The 20,115-nt window shown below is 60.8% G+C and carries 22 protein-coding genes; 10 read left to right on the top strand and 12 right to left on the bottom strand.

The annotated features are described in order from the left end of the window. Window positions 1-2 precede the first annotated feature (2 nt). Window positions 3-422, bottom strand: a complete 420-nt coding sequence (locus ACF8MC_RS22550) for a DUF805 domain-containing protein (protein ID WP_033639143.1) — start codon at window positions 420-422, stop codon at window positions 3-5. Window positions 423-621: 199 nt separating this feature from the next. On the opposite strand from ACF8MC_RS22550, the gene ACF8MC_RS22555 reads away from it, so the two are divergent. Then, window positions 622-1,206 (top strand): DUF1454 family protein, encoded by a 585-nt coding sequence (locus ACF8MC_RS22555; RefSeq protein ID WP_060437076.1) that lies wholly within the window; start codon window positions 622-624, stop codon window positions 1,204-1,206. A 127-nt stretch (window positions 1,207-1,333) separates the two neighbouring features. Further along, window positions 1,334-2,101: a triose-phosphate isomerase gene (tpiA, locus tag ACF8MC_RS22560; protein WP_033649886.1), complete on the top strand. Its 768-nt coding sequence runs from the start codon at window positions 1,334-1,336 to the stop codon at window positions 2,099-2,101. A gap of 65 nt (window positions 2,102-2,166) precedes the next feature. On the opposite strand, the gene ACF8MC_RS22565 is transcribed toward tpiA, so the two are convergent. From ACF8MC_RS22565 to cpxP, 4 genes are all read right to left on the bottom strand, one after another. Continuing rightward, window positions 2,167-3,156 (bottom strand): sulfate ABC transporter substrate-binding protein, encoded by a 990-nt coding sequence (locus ACF8MC_RS22565; RefSeq protein ID WP_033636447.1) that lies wholly within the window; start codon window positions 3,154-3,156, stop codon window positions 2,167-2,169. Window positions 3,157-3,342: 186 nt separating this feature from the next. Then, entirely contained in the window at window positions 3,343-4,305 is a 963-nt protein-coding gene (gene pfkA, locus ACF8MC_RS22570) for a 6-phosphofructokinase (RefSeq protein ID WP_004931116.1), read from the bottom strand. A 231-nt stretch (window positions 4,306-4,536) separates the two neighbouring features. Next, window positions 4,537-5,439, bottom strand: a complete 903-nt coding sequence (gene fieF, locus ACF8MC_RS22575) for a CDF family cation-efflux transporter FieF (RefSeq protein ID WP_047570041.1) — start codon at window positions 5,437-5,439, stop codon at window positions 4,537-4,539. Window positions 5,440-5,571: 132 nt separating this feature from the next. Then, complete coding sequence (gene cpxP / locus ACF8MC_RS22580; RefSeq protein WP_004931122.1) at window positions 5,572-6,051, bottom strand: cell-envelope stress modulator CpxP; 480 nt, start codon at window positions 6,049-6,051, stop codon at window positions 5,572-5,574. 148 nt (window positions 6,052-6,199) lie between these two features. On the opposite strand from cpxP, the gene cpxR reads away from it, so the two are divergent. From cpxR to ACF8MC_RS22605, 5 genes are all read left to right on the top strand, one after another. Beyond that, complete coding sequence (cpxR, locus tag ACF8MC_RS22585; RefSeq protein ID WP_004931124.1) at window positions 6,200-6,898, top strand: envelope stress response regulator transcription factor CpxR; 699 nt, start codon at window positions 6,200-6,202, stop codon at window positions 6,896-6,898. Beyond that, window positions 6,895-8,289 (top strand): envelope stress sensor histidine kinase CpxA, encoded by a 1,395-nt coding sequence (cpxA, locus tag ACF8MC_RS22590; protein WP_392424042.1) that lies wholly within the window; start codon window positions 6,895-6,897, stop codon window positions 8,287-8,289. The genes cpxR and cpxA overlap by 4 nt, the downstream gene beginning before the upstream one ends. Window positions 8,290-8,332: 43 nt before the next feature. Continuing rightward, the gene (trmL, locus tag ACF8MC_RS22595; protein ID WP_033636451.1) at window positions 8,333-8,806 is read left to right on the top strand and encodes a tRNA (uridine(34)/cytosine(34)/5-carboxymethylaminomethyluridine(34)-2'-O)-methyltransferase TrmL; all 474 of its coding nucleotides are present in this window, start codon (window positions 8,333-8,335) and stop codon (window positions 8,804-8,806) included. A 51-nt stretch (window positions 8,807-8,857) separates the two neighbouring features. Beyond that, window positions 8,858-9,631, top strand: a complete 774-nt coding sequence (locus ACF8MC_RS22600) for a CHAD domain-containing protein (protein WP_060426987.1) — start codon at window positions 8,858-8,860, stop codon at window positions 9,629-9,631. A gap of 104 nt (window positions 9,632-9,735) precedes the next feature. Next, complete coding sequence (locus ACF8MC_RS22605) at window positions 9,736-10,407, top strand: DUF3313 domain-containing protein (protein ID WP_039569514.1); 672 nt, start codon at window positions 9,736-9,738, stop codon at window positions 10,405-10,407. Window positions 10,408-10,468: 61 nt separating this feature from the next. On the opposite strand, the gene cysE is transcribed toward ACF8MC_RS22605, so the two are convergent. From cysE to ACF8MC_RS22630, 5 genes are all read right to left on the bottom strand, one after another. Continuing rightward, window positions 10,469-11,290, bottom strand: coding sequence for a serine O-acetyltransferase (cysE, locus tag ACF8MC_RS22610; protein ID WP_004931135.1), 822 nt, complete (start codon window positions 11,288-11,290; stop codon window positions 10,469-10,471). Between the two features lie 103 nt (window positions 11,291-11,393). Next, complete coding sequence (gpsA, locus tag ACF8MC_RS22615; protein ID WP_033636456.1) at window positions 11,394-12,413, bottom strand: NAD(P)H-dependent glycerol-3-phosphate dehydrogenase; 1,020 nt, start codon at window positions 12,411-12,413, stop codon at window positions 11,394-11,396. Then, window positions 12,413-12,883 carry a protein-export chaperone SecB gene (gene secB, locus ACF8MC_RS22620; protein WP_004931139.1) on the bottom strand — a complete coding sequence of 157 codons (471 nt, stop codon included), beginning with the start codon at window positions 12,881-12,883 and terminating at the stop codon, window positions 12,413-12,415. Before secB ends, gpsA begins: the two co-directional genes overlap by 1 nt. A gap of 57 nt (window positions 12,884-12,940) precedes the next feature. Beyond that, window positions 12,941-13,189 carry a glutaredoxin 3 gene (gene grxC, locus ACF8MC_RS22625; RefSeq protein ID WP_004931142.1) on the bottom strand — a complete coding sequence of 83 codons (249 nt, stop codon included), beginning with the start codon at window positions 13,187-13,189 and terminating at the stop codon, window positions 12,941-12,943. 28 nt (window positions 13,190-13,217) lie between these two features. Next, window positions 13,218-13,652 (bottom strand): rhodanese-like domain-containing protein, encoded by a 435-nt coding sequence (locus ACF8MC_RS22630; RefSeq protein WP_033649725.1) that lies wholly within the window; start codon window positions 13,650-13,652, stop codon window positions 13,218-13,220. A 297-nt stretch (window positions 13,653-13,949) separates the two neighbouring features. On the opposite strand from ACF8MC_RS22630, the gene gpmM reads away from it, so the two are divergent. The 3 genes from gpmM to ACF8MC_RS22645 are packed head-to-tail and all read left to right on the top strand — an operon-like array spanning window position 13,950 to window position 17,788. Continuing rightward, on the top strand, window positions 13,950-15,494 hold the full coding sequence (gene gpmM / locus ACF8MC_RS22635; protein ID WP_049212142.1) for a 2,3-bisphosphoglycerate-independent phosphoglycerate mutase: 1,545 nt from the start codon (window positions 13,950-13,952) through the stop codon (window positions 15,492-15,494). Between the two features lie 9 nt (window positions 15,495-15,503). After that, window positions 15,504-16,838, top strand: a complete 1,335-nt coding sequence (envC, locus tag ACF8MC_RS22640) for a murein hydrolase activator EnvC (RefSeq protein ID WP_033649727.1) — start codon at window positions 15,504-15,506, stop codon at window positions 16,836-16,838. 2 nt (window positions 16,839-16,840) lie between these two features. Further along, complete coding sequence (locus tag ACF8MC_RS22645) at window positions 16,841-17,788, top strand: divergent polysaccharide deacetylase family protein (RefSeq protein ID WP_049234138.1); 948 nt, start codon at window positions 16,841-16,843, stop codon at window positions 17,786-17,788. Between the two features lie 41 nt (window positions 17,789-17,829). Here ACF8MC_RS22645 and tdh read toward each other — a convergent pair whose 3' ends face one another. Beyond that, a complete protein-coding gene (tdh, locus tag ACF8MC_RS22650; RefSeq protein WP_016929697.1) occupies window positions 17,830-18,855 on the bottom strand; it encodes an L-threonine 3-dehydrogenase in 1,026 nt (341 codons plus the stop codon). 9 nt (window positions 18,856-18,864) lie between these two features. Further along, window positions 18,865-20,061, bottom strand: coding sequence for a glycine C-acetyltransferase (gene kbl / locus ACF8MC_RS22655; protein ID WP_033636462.1), 1,197 nt, complete (start codon window positions 20,059-20,061; stop codon window positions 18,865-18,867). Between the last annotated feature and the right edge of the window lie 54 nt (window positions 20,062-20,115).

A 20,115-nucleotide genomic window follows, 5' to 3' on the forward strand; every position in this document is an offset into this window, starting at 1 on the left:
GGTCAGCGGAACTTCACCGGTTCGGCTTCCGGGCCGAACCGGTTATCTCCCGGCGTGCCGACGAAGGCGCCCAGATCGATCATCATCATCACGATAATCAGCGTCGGAATGAAACGCCCGACGCCCCATTGCCAGATCGGCGCCAGCATCTGCCAGTTCCCCGCCGCCAGCATCCACGCCAGGATCAGCAGCAGCGCCCACCAGCCGGCCTTGTTGCGATCGTGCAGGCGCTTGACCAGCACCGCCGCCGTCGGCCACAGCAACGCCACGATAAAGAAGGCGATGGATTGGATGGCGATCAGCTGATAATTGGCCAGCGTAAACGCCGCCGCCATCAGCGCCAGCCACAGCCCCATCCAGATCCAGAAGTCGCGCCGCCCGATACGGCCCTTAAAAGAAAAACACCACTGTTGTAACGTCATCGATTCCTGCGCTCTAAGCCTGCCCATATTCTGCGCCGCAGTGTAACATAGGCGCTGCCGGGCCGAGTTTTCCGCCTTGCATAACGCGGTGCGCCGCACAGCTTTCTCGTCAGCGAACCGATAATGGCGTGGGATCTTTGACAAGCCCCGCGGGTTATCGCTTTAATCGGAGCCATCTTTGTCCTTGATGCCATACGCCATGCTGAGAAAAACCCTCGTCATCGCCTGCCTGCTGCAGGCGGCCGCCAGCGCCTGGGCCGATCCGCCGCCCACCGAAGCGACGCCCGCCGCACCTTACCTGCTGGCCGGGGCGCCGACGTTCGATCTGACGGTGGTCAAATTCCGCGAAAAATACAACCGCGACAACCCGAAGCTGCCGATTGGCGAATTCCGCGCCATTCCCGCCGCCGAAGACGATTCGCCGCTGCTGACGCGCGCCGCCAGCAAACTCAACGAAAACCTGTACGCCTCCACCGCGCTGGAGAAAGGCACCGGTAAAATCAAAACGTTGCAGATCACTCACCTGCCGCTACAGCAGGCCACTGAAGAAAAAGCCGCGCGCGCCATCGCCATCAGCTACATGGCGGCGCTGATGCGCCAGTTCGAACCGGCGTTGACGGTGGAACAGAGCCAGAACAAGGTGAACAGCCTGCTGGAAAAAGGCAAAGGATCGCGCTTTTACCAACAGCAGGTCGGCGCCATTCGCTATGTCGTTTCGGACAACGGCGATAAAGGCGTAACCTTCGCGGTTGAACCGATTAAGCTGGCGCTTTCCGAGCCGTAACGGCGCGGCATTTAATGACGAAAAGCAAAGCCTTCGCGCTTAATGATCTCTATACTGTTGGGCAGGTAAACTGCCGGTCCGGCAGTTGTCATTTCGACTCTCGCGTTCCCTAGTTGGAGGAAAAAACATGCGTCATCCATTAGTTATGGGTAACTGGAAGCTTAACGGCAGCACCCACATGGTCAACGAACTGATCGCCGGCCTGCGCAATGAGCTGAGCAGCGTTGACGGCTGTGGCGTCGCCATCGCCCCGCCGGTGATGTATCTGGATCAGGCCAAGCATGCGCTGGCCGGCAGCCGCATCGCGCTGGGCGCGCAGAACGTGGACGTTAACCTGTCCGGCGCCTTCACCGGTGAAGTTTCCGCCAACATGCTGAAAGACGTCGGTGCCCAGTACATCATCATCGGCCACTCCGAGCGCCGCACCTACCACAAAGAAAGCGACGAAGTCATCGCCGAGAAATTCGCCGTGCTGAAAGAAGCCGGCCTGATCCCGGTGCTGTGCATCGGTGAAACCGAAGCGGAAAACGCCGCGGGCAAAACCGAAGAAGTGTGCGCGCGCCAGATCGACGCCGTGCTGAAAACGCTGGGCGCACCGGCGATGAAAGGCACCGTGATCGCCTATGAGCCGGTCTGGGCCATCGGCACCGGCAAATCCGCTACCCCTGCGCAGGCGCAGGCCGTGCACAAATTTATCCGTGGCCACATCGCCAAGCACGATGCCGCGGTTGCCGCTGAAATCATCATCCAGTACGGCGGTTCGGTGAACGACAAGAACGCCGCGGAGCTGTTCTCTCAGCCGGACATCGACGGCGCGCTGGTTGGCGGCGCCTCGCTGAAAGCCGACGCTTTCGCCGTGATCGTCAAAGCCGCTGCCGCAGCGAAAAAAGCCTGATTCCCTTAGGCCTGCCATAAAAAAACCCCGGCTTGCCGGGGTTTTTTATTGCCGCTCAACCGGCATCAGCGTTTGCTTATCTCGTCGAACACGCCGCCGGTGGCGAAGTGCACCTTCTGCGCTTCGGTCCAGCCGCCGAAGGTGTCATCCACGGTGAACAGCTTCAGCTGCGGGAACTGCCCGGCAAACTTGGCCGCCACCGCCGCATCGCGCGGACGGTAATAGTGCTGCGCCGCGATGGTCTGCCCTTCCGGCGAATACAGATACTTCAGGTAGGCGGTCGCCACGTCGCGGGTACCGCGTTTATCGACCACCTTATCCACCACCGACACCGTCGGTTCGGCCAGGATCGATTCGCTCGGCGTAATAATCTCGAACTTGTCTTTGCCGAGCTCTTTCTCCGCCAGCAGCGCTTCGTTTTCCCAGGCGATCAGCACATCGCCGATGCCGCGCTCAACGAAGGTGTTGGTCGCGCCGCGCGCGCCGGAATCCAGCACTTCGACGTTCTTGTACAAGTTTTTGACGAAGTCCTGCGCCTTGGCCTTATCGTTGTTGTTGTGGTGCAACGCGTAGCCCCAGGCGGCCAGGTAGTTCCAGCGGGCGCCGCCGGAGGTTTTCGGGTTCGGGGTGATCACCGACACGCCCGGCTTGATCAAATCGGGCCAGTCGTGAATTTGTTTCGGGTTGCCTTTGCGCACCAGGAAGACGATGGTCGAGGTGTAAGGCGCCGAGTTGTCCGGCAGGCGCTTGATCCAGTCTTTCTCGATGCGCCCGCGTTCGGCGATGGCGTCGACGTCATAGGCCAACGCCAGCGTTACCACGTCGGCCTCGATGCCGTTGATCACCGAGGTCGCCTGCTTGCCGGATCCGCCATGCGACTGGCGCACCGTCACCTTGTCGCCGGTTTCCGCCTGATAGTGCTTGCTGAATGCCGTGTTGTAAGCCTGATAGAATTCACGCGTCGGATCGTATGACACGTTCAGCAACTGAATATCCTTCGCCATGGCGCCGGACGCCAACAGCACCAATGTCAGACCTACACCCCATTTACGCATCGACAGGCTCTCCCAGAAAATTAAGCGCAACCTCAATCGGTTGGTTTAGCATCAGAGCCTGCCAGAAACTTTCCCGGCAATTAAAGAATAAAAAATTTTGGGATAGATGATTACGGAATATATCGCCGGCGGGCATCAAAAAGCCCCCGCAAGCGGAGGCTCTTTTGTCGTGCGGTGAGCGGCGTATCAGTACAGTTTTTTCGCCGTTTCCAGCCAGTCGCCCTTGAACGGACGCTTCATGTTTTCGATCGCGTCGATGATGTCGTGGTGCACCATTTTTTCGTTCTGGATACCGACGCAGCGGCCGCCGTAGCCCTGCAGCAGCAGCTCGATGGCGTAGGCGCCCATGCGCGAGGCCAGGATGCGGTCGTAGGCAACCGGTGAACCGCCGCGTTGAATGTGGCCCAGCACGGTGGCGCGGGTTTCACGCTTGGTTTCCTGCTCGATGTGGCGCGCCAGCTCATCGATGTCGCAGATGTGCTCGGTGATCGCCACGATGGCGTGTTTTTTACCCTTGGCGATACCGGCCTTGATTTCGCACACCAGATCTTCGCGGTTGAATTCGATTTCAGGCAGCACGATGAATTCGCAACCGCCGGCAATCGCCGCCGCCAGCGTCAGATCGCCGCAGTAACGGCCCATCACTTCCACGATGGAGATACGCTGGTGCGAAGAGGAGGTATCGCGCAGGCGGTCAATCGCTTCCACCACGGTTTCCAGCGCGGTGAAGTAACCGATGGTGTAGTCGGTGCCGGCAACGTCGTTATCGATGGTGCCCGGCAGACCGATGCACGGGAAGCCTTCTTCCGTCAGGCGTTTGGCGCCCATGTAGGAACCGTCGCCGCCGATCACCACCAGCGCGTCGATGCCGCGATTCTTCAGGTTTTCAATCGCCTTGGCGCGCACGTTTTCATCCCTGAACTCCGGGAAGCGGGCAGAGCCGAGGAAGGTGCCGCCGCGGTTGATCATGTCGGACACGCTATAGCGGTCCAGCTGCTCCATGCGATCTTCGTACAAGCCAAGGTAGCCATCGTAAATACCAAAAACTTCCAGACCTTCTGAAAGCGCAGAACGCACAACGCCGCGGATTGCAGCGTTCATACCCGGCGAATCACCGCCGCTCGTCAGTACACCGATTTTCTTGATCATGACTACCTCTGAACTGTGTAGATGCAATTTCTTAAGAATTCTGTCTCCGCCGATCGTCTTGAAACCTCTCCGGCTGCAGAAAACCAGCTTTACGGCTTATTGCTGGATATTATATCAAAAACACCCAGCTGAATTGATTCAAGTCACGCAATATAACGGTAAAAATACCGCATGGCACGCTGAGCTAACTCAGATATTCATGATAATACTTCGATCTGTGCCTCTATCTGATTATAGCTCCCAATGCCCCTGCCTACCCGGCGGCACCACGGAGCACGGATCCAGGTGAATGATGACGTCCGCCCCCGCAAAACGGTGCCGCAGCGCCTGTTCCACCTGATCGGCCAACCGGTGCGCCTCGCGCAGCGGCAGCGTGTCTTCCATCTCCAGATGCAGTTGGATGAAACGCGTCGGCCCCGACTGCCGCGTGCGCAGATCGTGCGCGCCTTTCACCCCGGGCCAGGAGGAAACCACCTCGATAATCGCCTGACGCTCGTCATCCGGCAACGCCCGATCCAGCAGCGACTGCACCGCTTCGTAGCCCATGCGCAGCGCGCTATACAGGATGTAAACGCCGATGCCCAGCGCGAACAGCGCGTCTGCCCGCCGGAAGCCGTACCAGCTTAGCCCAAGAGCGATAAGAATAGCACCATTCATCATGACATCTGACTGATAATGCAGCATATCTGCGCGCACCGCCTGGCTGCGCGTTTTTCTGACCACCCAACGTTGATAGGTGACCAGAATCAGGGTGCTGATCAACGCGATCACCGTCACGACCACCCCAACGCCGGGATCGCGCAGCGTTTGCGGCGCATACAGATGTTGGAAGCCGGTGAGAAACAAAAACAGGGCGGAACCGGAAATAAACATGCTTTGCGCCAGCGCTGCCAGCGACTCAGCTTTGCCGTGGCCAAAGGTATGCTCGGCATCGGCCGGCTGCAGCGAATAACGCACCACCAGAAGGTTGGTCAGCGAGGCGGCGATATCGACCAGCGAATCTACCAGCGCCGCCAGCAGGCTGACCGAACCGGTGTGGTACCAGGCGACGATTTTGATCAACAGCAGTGACGACGCCAGCGCGGTAGCGGCCAACGCAGCGGACTTTACCAGGCGTGCATAGCGCTGTTCCATCAAGGGATCCCGGTCAAAAGGTGTGGCGCTCAATATAGCGAAATGTCGGATAAAAAAAACCCCGCCATCATGGCGGGGAAGACAGGGATGGTGTCTATGGCAAGGAAAAACAGGGGACTACTCAGTCGTACTTCACTTCTGGGCAGAAGCTTGCTGCAAACCAGAAATTTGTTGCTCCATCTGCTGCATACGCTGCTGATGTTTCTGGTCTAAAACACTTTTTTGCTCTGGCGTCAGCAGGTTATACATTTGGTTACGCACCCGGGCCATCTCGACCTGGCGCTTGACCTGCTGTTGGGCCATCTTTTCCGCCTGGGCATACACGGCGGCTTCGTCAAATTTCTCTGCGGTCACCAGTTTATGCATGGCTTCCATTTCAGCTACATTGACACCAGGCAGATCGTGCCGGGCCTGGCGCATCAAATCGCGCATTTGCTGGCGCTGCTGTTCGCTGAGGCTGACACCGTCGAACATATGGTGTTGGCCGGGTATTCGGGTCATCGCGTCGTTGCCGGGAGGTTGGGCTGTGTCCGGTATAGTGTCGGCAGCGAAGGCAGCGGTCGAACCAATTGCCAGCAGTGATGCCATAACTAATGCGGTCACCTTACGCATTTCAACTCCTCAAGCTTTCTCACTTTGCGAATCAACGAGGAGCAGTGTACCGCTACACCTGAAAACCTGCGTCAGTGCATGTAAAACTACGTAAAGTCATGGAATGGCAACAGTTGATGACGTATTTTGCGTCTGGAGGTAAATCATAATGAACAAGATTCTGTTAGTTGACGACGACCGCGAGTTGACCTCGCTGTTAAAAGAACTGCTTGAAATGGAAGGTTTTAATATCGTCGTCGCGCACGATGGCGAGCAGGCGTTGTCGCTGCTGGACAGCTCCGTCGATCTGTTGCTGCTCGACATCATGATGCCGAAGAAAAACGGCATCGATACGCTGAAAGAACTGCGCCAACATCACCAGACGCCGGTCATCATGCTGACCGCGCGCGGCAGCGAACTGGACCGCGTGCTGGGCCTGGAGCTGGGTGCCGATGATTACCTGCCGAAACCCTTTAACGATCGCGAGCTGGTCGCGCGCATTCGCGCCATTCTGCGCCGTTCCAACTGGAGCGAACAGCAGCAGCAGGTCGACAGCGGCGCCCCGACGCTGGATGTCGATGGCCTGCAGCTGAACCCCGGTCGCCAGGAGGCCAGCTTCGACGGCCAAGTGCTGGATCTGACCGGCACCGAATTCACCCTGCTTTACCTGCTGGCGCAGCATCTCGGCCAGGTGGTGTCGCGCGAACTGCTGAGCCAAGAAGTGCTGGGCAAACGCCTGACACCGTTCGATCGCGCCATCGACATGCACATCTCCAACCTGCGGCGTAAGCTGCCGGATCGCAAAGACGGGCATCCGTGGTTCAAAACCCTGCGCGGGCGTGGTTATTTGATGGTATCTGCAACATGATCAACAGTTTGACGGCACGCATCTTCGCCATTTTCTGGTTCACGTTAGCCCTGGTGCTAATGTTGGTGCTGATGGTGCCTAAGCTCGACTCCCGCCAAATGACTTCGCTGCTCGACAGCGAACAGCGGCAGGGGTTGATGCTGGAACAGCACGTCGAGGCCGAGTTGCAAAACGATCCGGCCAACGATTTGATGTGGTGGCGCCGCCTGTTCCGCGCCATCGACAAATGGGCGCCGCCGGGCCAACGCCTGCTGCTGGTCACCAGCGAAGGCCGGGTGATCGGCGCGCAGCGCAATGAAATGCAGATCGTCCGCAACTTCATCGGCCAATCCGACAACTCGGATCATCCGAAGAAGAAAAAGTACGGCCGCGTCGAGCTGGTAGGGCCGTTCGCGGTGCGCGACGGCGAAGACAACTACCAGCTGTACCTGATCCGTCCCGCCAACAGCCCGCAATCCGATTTCATCAACCTGATGTTCGACCGGCCGCTGCTGCTGCTGATCGTCACCATGCTGATCAGCGCCCCGCTGCTGCTGTGGCTGGCCTGGAGCCTGGCGAAACCGGCGCGCAAACTGAAAAACGCCGCCGATGAAGTAGCGCGCGGCAACCTGAAGCAGCATCCGGAACTGGAGGCCGGCCCGCAGGAATTCCTGGCCACCGGCGCCAGCTTCAACCAGATGGTCAGCGCGCTGGAACGCATGATGAATGCTCAGCAACGCCTGATATCGAACATCTCGCACGAGCTGCGCACGCCGCTGACGCGCCTGCAGCTGGCCACCGCGCTGATGCGCCGCCGCCACGGCGAAGGCCACGAACTGGCGCGCATCGAAACCGAAGCGCAGCGGCTGGATTCGATGATCAACGATCTGCTGGCGCTGTCGCGCGGTCAGCAGAAGAGCGAGCTGGCGCGCGAGCAGCTGAAGGCCAACGAACTGTGGGCCGACATGCTGGACAACGCCCGTTTCGAAGCGGAACAGATGGGCAAGCAGTTGGAGATCACCGCGCCGCCCGGCCCATGGACGCTGTTCGGCAACGCGAGCGCGCTGGACAGCGCGTTGGAAAACATCGTGCGCAACGCCCTGCGTTATTCGCACACCCGCATCGCCGTGGCGTTCAGCGCCGACAATCAGGGCGTGACCATCCAGGTTGACGACGACGGCCCCGGCGTCAGCGCCGAAGACCGCGAGCAGATCTTCCGTCCGTTCTATCGCACCGACGAGGCGCGCGACCGCGAATCCGGCGGCACCGGCCTCGGCCTGGCAATAGTCGAGGCGGCTATCAACCAGCATCGCGGCTGGGTGAAGGCCGAAGACAGTCCGCTTGGCGGCCTGCGGTTGGTGCTGTGGCTGCCGCTGCATCATCAACGTCTGTCGACTAAGACAGAACAGTAAGAGTTTGCTATCCTGCGCCCCTCGTTCACGAGGGGCCTGCAACATGCTGAACATCGTTTTATTTGAACCCGAAATTCCACCCAACACCGGCAATATCATCCGCCTGTGCGCCAATACCGGCTTTAACCTGCACCTGATCGAACCGCTGGGTTTCCCGTGGGACGACAAGCGCCTGCGCCGCGCCGGGCTGGACTACCATGAGTTCACCCGCGTCAGCCGTCATGCCGATTACGCCGCCTTTCTCGCCGCCGAAAAGCCGCAACGGCTGTTTGCCCTCACCACCAAAGGCACGCCGGCGCACAGCGCCGTCAGCTATCAGGCCGGCGACTACCTGCTGTTCGGCCCGGAAACGCGCGGGTTACCCGCCGATATCCTCGATGCGCTGCCTGCGCAGCAAAAAATCCGCATCCCGATGCAGGCGCAAAGCCGCAGCATGAACCTGTCGAATGCCGTCTCGGTGGTCGTGTATGAGGCCTGGCGGCAGCTGGACTATGCCGGCGCGCTGATCAAGGCGTAATCCGCGACGACGCGCCATACTGAAAGGGTCATCCTCTCCAGAGCACGGCACATGGTTTTCGTCGCAGATATTGTCACCCAGCTTCGCCGGCTTGAGCCGGCGCTGAACGAGGCGCTGTTGCGGCTGCAACAGGCGCAAGACACCGAAGCGCTGCACGACTTGCGCGTCTGTCTGCGCCGCATTCGCAGCCTGCTGCGCCCGTTGCGCGGCTGCCCCGGCGCAACGCGGCTCGATCGGGCCGCCGCCGAGTTGGGCAGGCTCACGACGCCGCTGCGCGATCTCGAGGTGCTGATCGCCGAACTGGCGCGCCATCGCCTGGATTGGCAGGCCAACGTGCGCCAGAGCGATCTTCAGGCCCGCTACCGTCAACTGCTCGCCCATCCGCAGATCATCGACTTTCCCTCGCTGTTGCACACCTGGCCGCGCCGCTTCCGCCGCACCGCGCGACGCACCGCCAAACACCGCCTGAACCGACGCCTGCAGCGCCAGCAACAGCAATTGCGCCGGGCATTGGCCGATACCGGCTACGATCGCCACCGCCTGCGGCTGCTGATAAAGCGCCTGCGCTACGCGGCCGAAGCCTATCCGCAACGCCTCCCCCTCTCTCCCGCCGCGATGGCGGGCCTCAAGGCGGCGCAAAGCGCCCTCGGCGACTGGCACGATCGTGAGGTCTGGTGCCTGCAGGCAGAACATCAGGCGGATCTCTGGCCCTTGTTGCCCCGGTGGCAAGCTGAGCAACGCCAGACGCTGGCCAAGGCGGACGACTTGCTCGCCGCCTTATCGTCGGCGCTGACGGCGAAAACCGGCGGCGCATCACGATCCTGAAAAAAGGCCGCGGCAGGGCACGCCCGGCCCCGAAAATGCCCGATGAGGCGTAGATAATGCGCTATGTTTTGTAAGGGTAATCACCACTCATCATAGGAAACCATATGAAGAAACAACGCTTGAGCGTTGCCATGGCGGTTCTGGCAGCGGGCCTGTTGCTGGCGGGCTGTTCGTCCAAAGTCACCCAAACGTCGCAGTATTCGGGCTTCTTGTCCGATTACAGCAAACTGCAGGAAACCACCTCGCCAAGCGGCCATAAAACGCTGCGCTGGATAGACCCAAGCTACAAGGAATCCAACTATCGCGGCCTCTATTTCCAACCGGTGGTCTATTTCCCGGCGGAGAAACCCACGGCGCGCGTCAGCCAGGACACACTGAACAAGATTAAGGCCTACGCGACCCAGCGGATCAAAACCGCGCTGCAGAACCGCTTCACCATTCTGCCAAGCCCGACGGGCTCGCGCGTGCTGGTGGCCAAGCTCGCCATCACCGCCGTTTCCGCCGAAAATGAAGACATGAAATTCTATGAGGTGGTGCCGGTCGCCGCGGTGGTCGCCAGCACCATGGCTGCTACCGGGCACCGGACGCAAAATACCGCGCTGTATATCGAAGGCGAGCTGATCGACCAGGATACCGGCAAAACGGTGATGGAAGTGGTACGCAAGGCCTACGGCAAAACCGTCAACAACGACAGCACGCCGGTCACGGCGGATGACGTCAAGGCGGCGATCGACGACATCGTCACCGATATCACCAACTTCCCGAAACAGGGCTGACCGCCGCCTGAAAAACACAGGGGAAGCCGAAGCTCCCCCTGAATGGCTGCAAAGACGGCGCTCAAATGCCGTCGCCGTACTCGAAGCCGTGATTGGTGCCGTTAAAGTATTGGTCCATATCCATCGACGGCGTATCGCTCTCCGGCCGCCCGACGATGCGCGCCGGCACGCCGGCGGCGGTGGTGTGCGGCGGTATCGCCTGCAAGACCACCGAGCCCGCGCCGATCTTCGCGCCCTTGCCCACTTCGATATTGCCGAGAATTTTGGCGCCGGCGCCAATCATCACCCCTTCGCGGATTTTCGGGTGACGGTCGCCGCTGGTTTTACCGGTACCGCCCAGGGTGACCGACTGCAGGATAGAGACATTGTTCTCCACCACCGCCGTCTCACCGATCACGATGCCGGTGGCGTGGTCGAGCATGATGCCGCAGCCGATGGTCGCCGCCGGGTGGATGTCCACGCCGAAGGCGACGGAAATTTGATTTTGCAGGTAGATAGCCAGCGCTTGCCGCCCTTGCTGCCACAGCCAGTGACCGATGCGGTAAGCCTGCAGCGCATGGAACCCTTTCAGGTAAAGCAGCGGCGTGGAGTATTTATCGACCGCCGGGTCGCGCAGCCGTACCGCGAGGATATCGCGCGCCGCCGACACGATCATCTGGTTGTCGGACTTGTAGGCCTCTTCCACCACCTCGCGCACCGCGATGGCGGGCATGATCGGCGTCGCCAGCTTGTTGGCCAGCATATAGCTGAGCGCGCTGCCCAGGTTCTCGTGCTTGAGCAACGTCGCATGGAAAAAGCTGGCCAGCATCGGTTCACAATCAGCCAGTGCTCGCGCTTCTGATTTAATGCTGTTCCAGACCTGTTCCAACTCTTCTGACGACATCACATTCCCCTCTGCCTTGCCAAACGGGCCGCTTCACACGGTAGCGCGAAGCGGCCCAGGTCATTAGCGGGGTCAGCATGCTGCCCCGACATATCGTTTTATGTCACGCGCTGGGTTTTTCGTCCTTTCGGGCTCGCCCCAGCAGGCTCAGCGCCGCTTCGCGGGCGTCTTTATGGCAGTAAAGCACCTGATAAATCTGTTCGGTGATCGGCATTTCCACACCGTGCCGCTGCGCCAGCGCCAACACCTCTTTGGTATTGCGATAGCCCTCGACCACCTGACCGATGCTGTCCTGCGCTTCCTGCACGCCTTTGCCCTGCCCCAGCATAATACCGAAGCGGCGGTTGCGCGATTGGTTGTCCGTGCAGGTTAGCACCAGATCCCCCAGCCCCGCCATGCCCATGAACGTCGAAGGATCGGCGCCCAGCGCAGAACCCAGACGGCTCATTTCCGCCAGCCCGCGTGTAATCAACGCGGTGCGGGCGTTGGCGCCAAAACCGATGCCGTCGGACATGCCGGCGCCGATGGCGATCACGTTCTTCACCGCGCCGCCAAGCTGCACGCCGATGAAATCGGGATTGCTGTAGACGCGGAAGCTCTTGCCGCAGTGCAACAGCTGTTGCAGATCGTCGGCGAACTGCGCATCGGTCGCCGCCAGCGCGATCGCCGTCGGCAGGCCGGCGGCCAGCTCTTTGGCGAACGTCGGCCCGGAGAGCACCGCCAGCGGGATCGCCTCGCCCAGCGCCTCACGCGCCACGTCCTGCAGCAACCGGCCGGTTTCCGCTTCCAGCCCCTTGGTGGCCCACACGATGCGGGCGTCCGGGCGCAGATGCGGCTTCAGCTGGCGCAGCACGTCACCGAACACGTGGCTCGGCACCACCACCAGCACGTCGCGGCTGGCCGCCAGCGCCCGCGCCAAATCGGCTTCAAGCAGCAGGGTATCGGGGAAGGGAACGTCGGGCAGAAACGCCTGATTGCAGCGATCTTGCTGCAACGTTTGAACTTGCGCGGGGTTATGCCCCCACAGCACCACGGTGTGGCCGTTACGCGCCAGCGTAATGGCCAATGCGGTGCCGTACGAGCCGGCACCGATGACAGTCATTGAAGCATTGACGGTGTTCATCAGGCATCCTGATGTGGTGCGGCACCTTCGCCTTCCGCCTGCTGCTGCAGATAGTTCATGAACAGCGCGTCAAAGTTGACCGGTGCCAGGTTCAGCTGCGGGAACGTACCGCGGGAAACCAGGCTGGTGATGCACTCGCGCGCATACGGGAACAGGATGTTCGGGCAGTATGCGCCCAGGCAATGCGCCAGCTGCGTGCCTTCGATGCCTGCTACCGAGAAGATGCCCGCCTGTTGCACTTCGCACAGGAACGCGGTCTCTTCGCCCAGGGTCGCCGTCACGGTTACGCGCAGTACCACTTCATACACTTCGTCAGCCAGCTGGCTGGACGCGGTATCCAGATCAAGTTTAACTTCCGGCTGCCATTCCTGCTGGAAAACCTGCGGCGCATTCGGCGCTTCGAAAGAGATGTCCTTGGTATAAATACGTTGGATCTGGAAAGCCATTTCGGTGCTGTTTTGTTCTGACATGTGAGTAATACCCTTGGTTAAACGTCCTTATTGACACTCGGTGAACCGGCAAGCTGCTTAAAGCAGTGGATCCAGGCCGCCGCGAGCATCGAGTTCATATAAATCATCGCAGCCGCCGATATGCCGGCCATCGATGAAAATCTGCGGCACGGTGGTGCGCCCGCTGCGCTCGATCATCACTTCGCGCTTGGCGTTATCGCCGTCGATGGCGATCTCGTTAAACGCCGCGCCCTTGCTGTTCAACAGCGCCTTGGCGCGATGGCAGAACGGACAGGTCGCTTTGGTGTAGATATCAATGTTAGCCATGGATTGCCACCTCAAATAGGTTAAACGGTTACTTACCGCGCACCAGCGGCAGGTTTTCTCCACTCCAGCCGGAAATGCCGTCTTTCAGCATAGTCACCTTTTCAAAACCGGCCTTGCTCAGGTTCTCCGCCGGCTCGCGGGAGGCGGTGCCGTTGGCGCACACGACGATGATCGGCTGCGCTTTGTGTTTTTCCAGCTCGCCCAGGCTGCCGCTTTTGATTTCGCTGGCGGTCAGGTTGATGGCGTTGGCCAGGTGACCACGGCGAAAATCGTCGCGGCTGCGGGTGTCGACCACCACGGCTTCTTCTTTGTTGATCAGACGAATAGCTTCACCGCGGGCGATCTCTTTGACCTTGGAGAAACGGCTTTTGAAGGTCATGACGATCACGGCGACCAGCAGAGCGATCCAAGCCAGGCTCAGAATAGGGTGTCTGCTTACGAATGGCATAATTTCTTGCAGCATGGGGTGTAACAACTCCCGTCAGTTAAGGGATAAATAAGTCAAGGTTCCAGAGTATACCTGCCGAGTGCGGCAAATACAGCCAATAAGCAAGCGCGATTGCAGAAACTGCGGGCCGCGCTGAGAAATTCCCGACGTCAGAGCATAAAAGCCCGCGCGATTCGCCGCAACCTTGATCTCTTTGGGCTATTTATCGCCGGCGGCGATGTAAAATCAGCCGGTTTTTCGAGGGTGAATAGCCATGCTTGCGGCGGGCGCATGGCTATTCGCAGCTTAAAAAGTTCATAAGAGGTCAATGCAATGTCGAGCAACAAAAAACCGATGGTTCTGGTGATCCTGGACGGTTACGGCCACCGTGAAGAGCGGCAGGACAACGCGATCCTGAACGCCGGCACTCCGGTGATGGATCGCCTGTGGCGGGAGCAGCCGCATACGCTGATCGCCGCCTCCGGGCTGGATGTCGGCCTGCCCGATGGGCAAATGGGCAACTCCGAAGTCGGCCACGTCAACCTGGGCGCCGGGCGCATCGTGTACCAGGATCTGACCCGGCTGGACAAAGCGATCGCCGACGGCGACTTCTTCGCCAACCCGGTGCTGACCGCCGCGGTCGATAAGACCGTAGCGGCCGGCAAGGCGGTGCACATCATGGGCCTGCTGTCGCCGGGCGGCGTGCACAGCCACGACGAGCACATTCTGGCCATGCTCAAGCTGGCCGCCCAACGCGGCGCCAAAGCGGTTTATCTGCACGCCTTCCTCGATGGGCGCGACACGCCGCCGCGCAGCGCCGAAGCCCCGCTGCAACGCTGCCGCGACGCCTTCGCCGCATTGGGCGTCGGGCGCATCGCCTCGCTGATCGGCCGCTACTACGCGATGGACCGCGACAACCGCTGGGATCGCGTGCAGCTGGCCTATGACCTGCTGACCGCGGCCAAAGGCGACGCCGTGGCCGAGGATGCGATCGCCGGGCTGCAGGCCGCTTATCAGCGCGGTGAAAACGACGAGTTCGTCAGACCGACCGTGATCCGCGCCACCGGTGAGGCCGATGCCGCGATGCAGGACGGCGACGCGTTGATCTTCATGAACTTCCGCGCCGACCGCGCGCGCCAGATCACCCGCGCCTTCGTGAACGCGGATTTCGACGGTTTCCCGCGCGCCAAACAGGTGCAGTTCGGCGATTTCGTGATGCTGACCGAATACGCCGCCGACATCGCGACCGCCTGCGCCTATCCGCCGGCGTCGCTGGCCAACACCTTCGGCGAATGGCTGATGAAGCACGACAAAACCCAACTGCGCATCTCGGAAACCGAAAAATACGCCCACGTCACCTTCTTCTATAACGGCGGCGTGGAAGCGCCGTTCAAGGGCGAAGACCGCGTGCTGGTCAACTCGCCGAAGGTCGCCACCTACGATCTGCAGCCGGAGATGAGCGCCGCCGAGCTGACCGACAAGCTGCTGAGCGCCATCCGCAGCGGCAAATACGACGCCATTATCTGCAACTACCCGAACGGCGACATGGTGGGGCATACCGGCGTGTATGAAGCGGCGGTCAAAGCGGTGGAAACGCTGGACGCCTGCATCGCCCAGGTGGTTGATGCGGTGCGCGACGTCGACGGTCAGCTGCTGATCACCGCCGATCACGGCAACGCCGAGCAGATGCGCGATCCGGCCACCGGCCAGGCGCACACCGCCCACACCAGCCTGCCGGTGCCGCTGATTTACGTCGGTAAACCGGCGCGGGCGGTCGAAGGCGGCAAGCTTTCGGACATCGCGCCAACCCTGTTAACGCTGATGGGAATGGAAATCCCGCAAGAGATGACTGGTAAGCCGCTGTTCATCGTGGAATAATCCTTCTCCATGAGGGAGAAGGCGTTTTTTGCACTATCAAGGGTAACCCGAAGCGCAAACGCAGGCAGCCGGCCGCTGCCTGAACGCACCGCGCCAAGGACGTTCACCGCCATGTGCGCCAGCGTATTTTGCGCTGGCGTCTTGCTGTTGCCGCTCGCCGGCCAGGCGGCGGAGGACAATAAATCCCAGCTGAAAGACATCCAGCAGAGCATCGCCGAGAAAGAAAAGGCGGTGAAGCAGCAGCAACAGCAGCGCAGCTCGCTGCAGGATCAGCTGCGTCAGCAGGAAAAAACCATCGCCCAGGCCAGCCGCCAGCTGCGCGACACCCAGAGCACGCTCACCCAGTTGGGCAAGGACATTGCCGGCCTGAACGCCTCAATAGCCAAACTGCAAAAGCAGCAATCAACCCAACAAAATCTCCTCGCCAAACAGCTCGACGCCGCCTTCCGGCAAGGGCAGCACAGCGCCGTGCAGCTGATCCTCAGCGGTGAAGAAAGCCAGCGCAGCGAACGTATTCTGGCCTATTTCGGCTATCTGAACGAAGCGCGTCAGAAAACCATCGAAGAGCTGAAGCAGACCCGCGCCGAGCTGGCGAAGCAAAAAACCACGCTGGTGGCCAAACAGGGCCAGCAAAAATCCTTACTGGGCGAGCAACAGACGCAGCAGCAGAAGCTGGAGCAGGCGCGCGGCGCCCGCAAGAAAACGCTGACCGCGCTGGAAGCCTCGCTGGAAAAAGACCAACAACGCCTGGTGGAACTGCGCCAGAACGAAGCCCGCATGCGCGACAAGATCGCCCGGGCGGAGCGCGAAGCCCGTGCGCGCGCCGAACGCGAAGCGCGTGAAGCGGCCAAGGTGCGCGAACAGGTGCGCATCAAGGAGCAGCAGGCGAAGAAAACCGGCACCACCTACAAACCTAGCGAAGCCGATCGCTCGCTGATGGCGCGAACCGGCGGCCTCGGTCGTCCGGCCGGCCAGCTGATGTGGCCGGTGCGCGGGCGCACGCTGCACGGCTTTGGCGAACAGCAGCAGGGCGAGCTACGCTGGAAAGGCATGGTGATCGAAGCCCGCGAAGGCAGCGAAGTGAAAGCCGTCGCCGATGGCCGCGTGCTGCTGGCCGACTGGCTGCAGGGCTATGGCCTGATGGTGGTGGTCGAACACGGTAAAGGCGACATGAGCGTGTACGGCTACAACCAGAGCGCGTTGGTCAACGTCGGGGCGCAGGTGCGCGCCGGCCAGCCGATCGCTCTGGTCGGCACCAGCGGCGGCCAGGGAACGCCGTCGCTCTATTTCGAAATCCGTCGTCAGGGACAGGCGGTTAACCCACTGCCGTGGTTGGGAAGATAGATTTGCGCTATGTCAAAACCCGTACAGCTCTGTTAATAGGCTGTCTGCTGCAGGTTTACGCTGCGCAGGCAGGAAAACTCTCCATCGTCATCGATGACGTGGGCTACCGCCCTCACGAAGAAAACGCGGTGCTGCAAATGCCGACGGCGATCTCGGTCGCGGTGTTGCCCAACGCGCCGCATGCCCGCCTGATGGCCACCCGCGCCCACAGCCAGGGCCGCGAAGTCTTGATCCACATGCCGATGGCGCCGCTCAGCAAGCAGCCGCTGGAGCGCGATACCCTGCAGCCCTCCATGAGCAGCGACGAGATCCAGCGCATCATCCGCAACGCGGTGAACAACGTGCCCTACGCGGTCGGCATGAACAACCACATGGGCAGCGCCATGACCTCCAGCCTGCCGGGCATGCAGAAAGTGATGCAGGCGCTCGAAAGCTACCGACTGTATTTCCTCGACAGCATGACCATCGGCAGCAGCCAGGCGACCCGCGCCGCGGCTGGCACCGGCGTGAAGGTGATCAAACGCAAGGTGTTCCTCGACGATACCGCGAACGAAGCCGACATCCGCCGCCAGTTCAACCGCGCGGTCGAATTGGCGCGGCGCAACGGCTCCGCCATCGCCATCGGCCACCCGCGCCCGGCGACGGTGAAGGTGCTGCAGCAGATGCTGCCGTCGCTGCCCGCCGATATCGTGCTGGTCAAGCCGAGCGCGCTGCTGAACGAACCGCAGGGCAACGGCGGCTACGTCCCACCGCCGGTCAAACCGCAAAAACCGCAGCCGAAGAACCCGTTCAGCGGCGGCATCAAGCAGTGCAAGGTCAAACCGCCGAAGGAAAAAACCAACGCCGGCACCGCGCTGGGCGTCATCGCCGACAGCATCGCCACCTCGCCGCCGGTGACCTTCATCAAGCGTCATTGGCAGCACTGGACGCAAGCCAAACCGCAAGCGTAAAAAAAGGGCCGGAATTCCGGCCCTTGTCACGTCTGCAGAGATTAATCCCAGCTCAGCACCACTTTACCCGACTTGCCGGAGCGCATGGCGTCGAAGCCCTGCTGGAACTCGTCGATCGAGAATCGGTGGGTGATGATCGGGGTCAAATCCAGACCGGACTGGATCAGCGCCGCCATCTTGTACCAGGTTTCGAACATTTCGCGGCCGTAAATCCCTTTGATAAACAGCCCCTTGAAGATGACCTGGTTCCAGTCGATCGACATATCCGAAGGCGGAATGCCCAGCATGGCGATGCGTCCGCCGTGGTTCATCGCATTGAGCAGCGTGCGGAACGCCGGCGGCGCGCCGGACATTTCCAGACCGACGTCGAACCCTTCGGTCATGCCCAGCTCGGCCATCACGTCGCTGAGGTTTTCCTTGCTGACGTTCACCGCGCGGGTCACGCCCATCTTGCGCGCCAGTTCCAGACGGTATTCGTTAACGTCGGTGATCACCACATGGCGAGCGCCGACGTGTTTGCACACCGCCGCCGCCATGATGCCGATCGGGCCGGCGCCGGACACCAGCACGTCTTCCCCAACCAGATCGAACGACAGCGCGGTGTGCACCGCGTTGCCGAACGGATCGAAGATCGAAGCCAGTTCGTCGGAGATGTTATCCGGGATCTTGAAGGCGTTGAACGCCGGGATCACCAGGTATTCCGCAAAGCTGCCCGGACGGTTCACGCCCACGCCGACGGTGTTGCGGCACAGGTGCGTGCGGCCGCCGCGGCAGTTGCGGCAATGGCCGCAGGTGATGTGGCCTTCGCCGGACACGCGATCGCCGATGCTGAAGCCTTTGACTTCCTGACCGATTGCCACCACTTCGCCGACGTATTCATGGCCGACCACCATCGGAACCGGAATGGTTTTTTGCGACCACTCGTCCCAGTTGTAGATATGCACATCGGTGCCGCAGATCGCGGTTTTGCGGATTTTGATCATGATGTCGTTGTGGCCCAGCTCCGGCTGAGGCACGTCGGTCATCCAAATCCCTTCTTCCGCTTTCAGTTTTGACAGTGCTTTCATGGTTTTACCTTATGCAATAACGCCAAGATCCTTACCGATACGTGTAAACGCCGCCACTGCGCGTTCGATTTGCTCCGGGGTGTGGTCGGCAGACATCTGGGTACGGATGCGCGCCTGGCCTTTCGGCACCACCGGATAGAAGAAACCGGTCACATAGATGCCTTCCTTGAGCAACGCATTGGCGAATTCCTGCGCCAGCTTCGCCTCACCCAGCATCACCGGGATGATGGCATGATCGGCGCCGGCCAACGTGAAGCCGGCGGCGGTCATTTTTTCGCGGAACAGACGCGCGTTGGCCCACAGGCGATCGCGCAGGGCATCGCCCTCTTCCAGCAGTTCCAGCACTTTGATCGACGCGGCGACGATCGCCGGCGCCAGCGAGTTGGAGAACAGGTACGGGCGCGAACGCTGGCGCAGCCACTCCACCACTTCTTTCCTGGCGGCGGTGTAGCCGCCGGACGCGCCGCCCAGCGCTTTGCCTAACGTACCGGTGATGATATCGACGCGGCCCATCACTTCGCAGTATTCATGGGTGCCGCGCCCGTTGGCGCCGACAAAGCCCACCGCGTGGGAGTCATCCACCATCACCAGCGCCTGGTACTCGTCCGCCAGATCGCACACCCCTTTCAGGTTGGCGATCACGCCGTCCATCGAGAAGACGCCGTCGGTGGCGATCAGGATGTGGCGCGCGCCGTCGGCTTTGGCCTGCTTCAGCTGCGCGGCCAGCTCGGCCATGTCGTTATTGGCGTAGCGATAGCGCTTGGCCTTGCACAGGCGCACGCCGTCAATGATCGACGCGTGGTTCAGCGCATCGGAGATAATGGCGTCTTCCGGGCCGAGCAGGGTTTCGAACAGCCCGCCGTTGGCATCGAAGCAGGAGGAGTAGAGGATCGCGTCTTCCATGCCCAAGAAGGCCGCCAGTTTCTGTTCCAACTGCTTGTGGCTGTCCTGGGTGCCGCAGATGAAGCGCACCGACGCCATGCCGAAACCGTGGCTGTCCATGCCCGACTTGGCGGCGGCGATCAGCGCCGGGTGGTTGGCCAGGCCCAGGTAGTTATTGGCGCAGAAGTTGATCACATGGCTGCCGTCGGCGACGGCGATATCCGCCTGTTGCGCGGAGGTGATGATGCGTTCTTCCTTGAACAGCCCTTCACTGCGAGTGGCGGCAAGCTGTTGTTCCAACTGCTGATAAAAAGACGCTGACATTCGGTTATCTCCAGGATTGGGCTATTTGCGGCATATTTTACTGATTTGTAACCA

The sequence above is a fragment of the Serratia sp. LACPHL-BACT-2024-00286 genome (genome assembly GCF_043109535.1).
Lineage (GTDB): Bacteria > Pseudomonadota > Gammaproteobacteria > Enterobacterales > Enterobacteriaceae > Serratia > Serratia sarumanii.

What these genes read in the sequence shown, in the direction of transcription:
- ACF8MC_RS22550 (WP_033639143.1), bottom strand. Translation starts at nt 422, where the DNA reads ATGACGTTACAACAGTGGTGTTTTTCTTTTAAGGGCCGTATCGGGCGG.
- ACF8MC_RS22555 (WP_060437076.1), top strand. Translation starts at nt 622, where the DNA reads ATGCTGAGAAAAACCCTCGTCATCGCCTGCCTGCTGCAGGCGGCCGCC.
- tpiA (WP_033649886.1), top strand. Translation starts at nt 1,334, where the DNA reads ATGCGTCATCCATTAGTTATGGGTAACTGGAAGCTTAACGGCAGCACC.
- ACF8MC_RS22565 (WP_033636447.1), bottom strand. Translation starts at nt 3,156, where the DNA reads ATGCGTAAATGGGGTGTAGGTCTGACATTGGTGCTGTTGGCGTCCGGC.
- pfkA (WP_004931116.1), bottom strand. Translation starts at nt 4,305, where the DNA reads ATGATCAAGAAAATCGGTGTACTGACGAGCGGCGGTGATTCGCCGGGT.
- fieF (WP_047570041.1), bottom strand. Translation starts at nt 5,439, where the DNA reads ATGGAACAGCGCTATGCACGCCTGGTAAAGTCCGCTGCGTTGGCCGCT.
- cpxP (WP_004931122.1), bottom strand. Translation starts at nt 6,051, where the DNA reads ATGCGTAAGGTGACCGCATTAGTTATGGCATCACTGCTGGCAATTGGT.
- cpxR (WP_004931124.1), top strand. Translation starts at nt 6,200, where the DNA reads ATGAACAAGATTCTGTTAGTTGACGACGACCGCGAGTTGACCTCGCTG.
- cpxA (WP_392424042.1), top strand. Translation starts at nt 6,895, where the DNA reads ATGATCAACAGTTTGACGGCACGCATCTTCGCCATTTTCTGGTTCACG.
- trmL (WP_033636451.1), top strand. Translation starts at nt 8,333, where the DNA reads ATGCTGAACATCGTTTTATTTGAACCCGAAATTCCACCCAACACCGGC.
- ACF8MC_RS22600 (WP_060426987.1), top strand. Translation starts at nt 8,858, where the DNA reads ATGGTTTTCGTCGCAGATATTGTCACCCAGCTTCGCCGGCTTGAGCCG.
- ACF8MC_RS22605 (WP_039569514.1), top strand. Translation starts at nt 9,736, where the DNA reads ATGAAGAAACAACGCTTGAGCGTTGCCATGGCGGTTCTGGCAGCGGGC.
- cysE (WP_004931135.1), bottom strand. Translation starts at nt 11,290, where the DNA reads ATGTCGTCAGAAGAGTTGGAACAGGTCTGGAACAGCATTAAATCAGAA.
- gpsA (WP_033636456.1), bottom strand. Translation starts at nt 12,413, where the DNA reads ATGAACACCGTCAATGCTTCAATGACTGTCATCGGTGCCGGCTCGTAC.
- secB (WP_004931139.1), bottom strand. Translation starts at nt 12,883, where the DNA reads ATGTCAGAACAAAACAGCACCGAAATGGCTTTCCAGATCCAACGTATT.
- grxC (WP_004931142.1), bottom strand. Translation starts at nt 13,189, where the DNA reads ATGGCTAACATTGATATCTACACCAAAGCGACCTGTCCGTTCTGCCAT.
- ACF8MC_RS22630 (WP_033649725.1), bottom strand. Translation starts at nt 13,652, where the DNA reads ATGCTGCAAGAAATTATGCCATTCGTAAGCAGACACCCTATTCTGAGC.
- gpmM (WP_049212142.1), top strand. Translation starts at nt 13,950, where the DNA reads ATGTCGAGCAACAAAAAACCGATGGTTCTGGTGATCCTGGACGGTTAC.
- envC (WP_033649727.1), top strand. Translation starts at nt 15,504, where the DNA reads ATGAGGGAGAAGGCGTTTTTTGCACTATCAAGGGTAACCCGAAGCGCA.
- tdh (WP_016929697.1), bottom strand. Translation starts at nt 18,855, where the DNA reads ATGAAAGCACTGTCAAAACTGAAAGCGGAAGAAGGGATTTGGATGACC.
- kbl (WP_033636462.1), bottom strand. Translation starts at nt 20,061, where the DNA reads ATGTCAGCGTCTTTTTATCAGCAGTTGGAACAACAGCTTGCCGCCACT.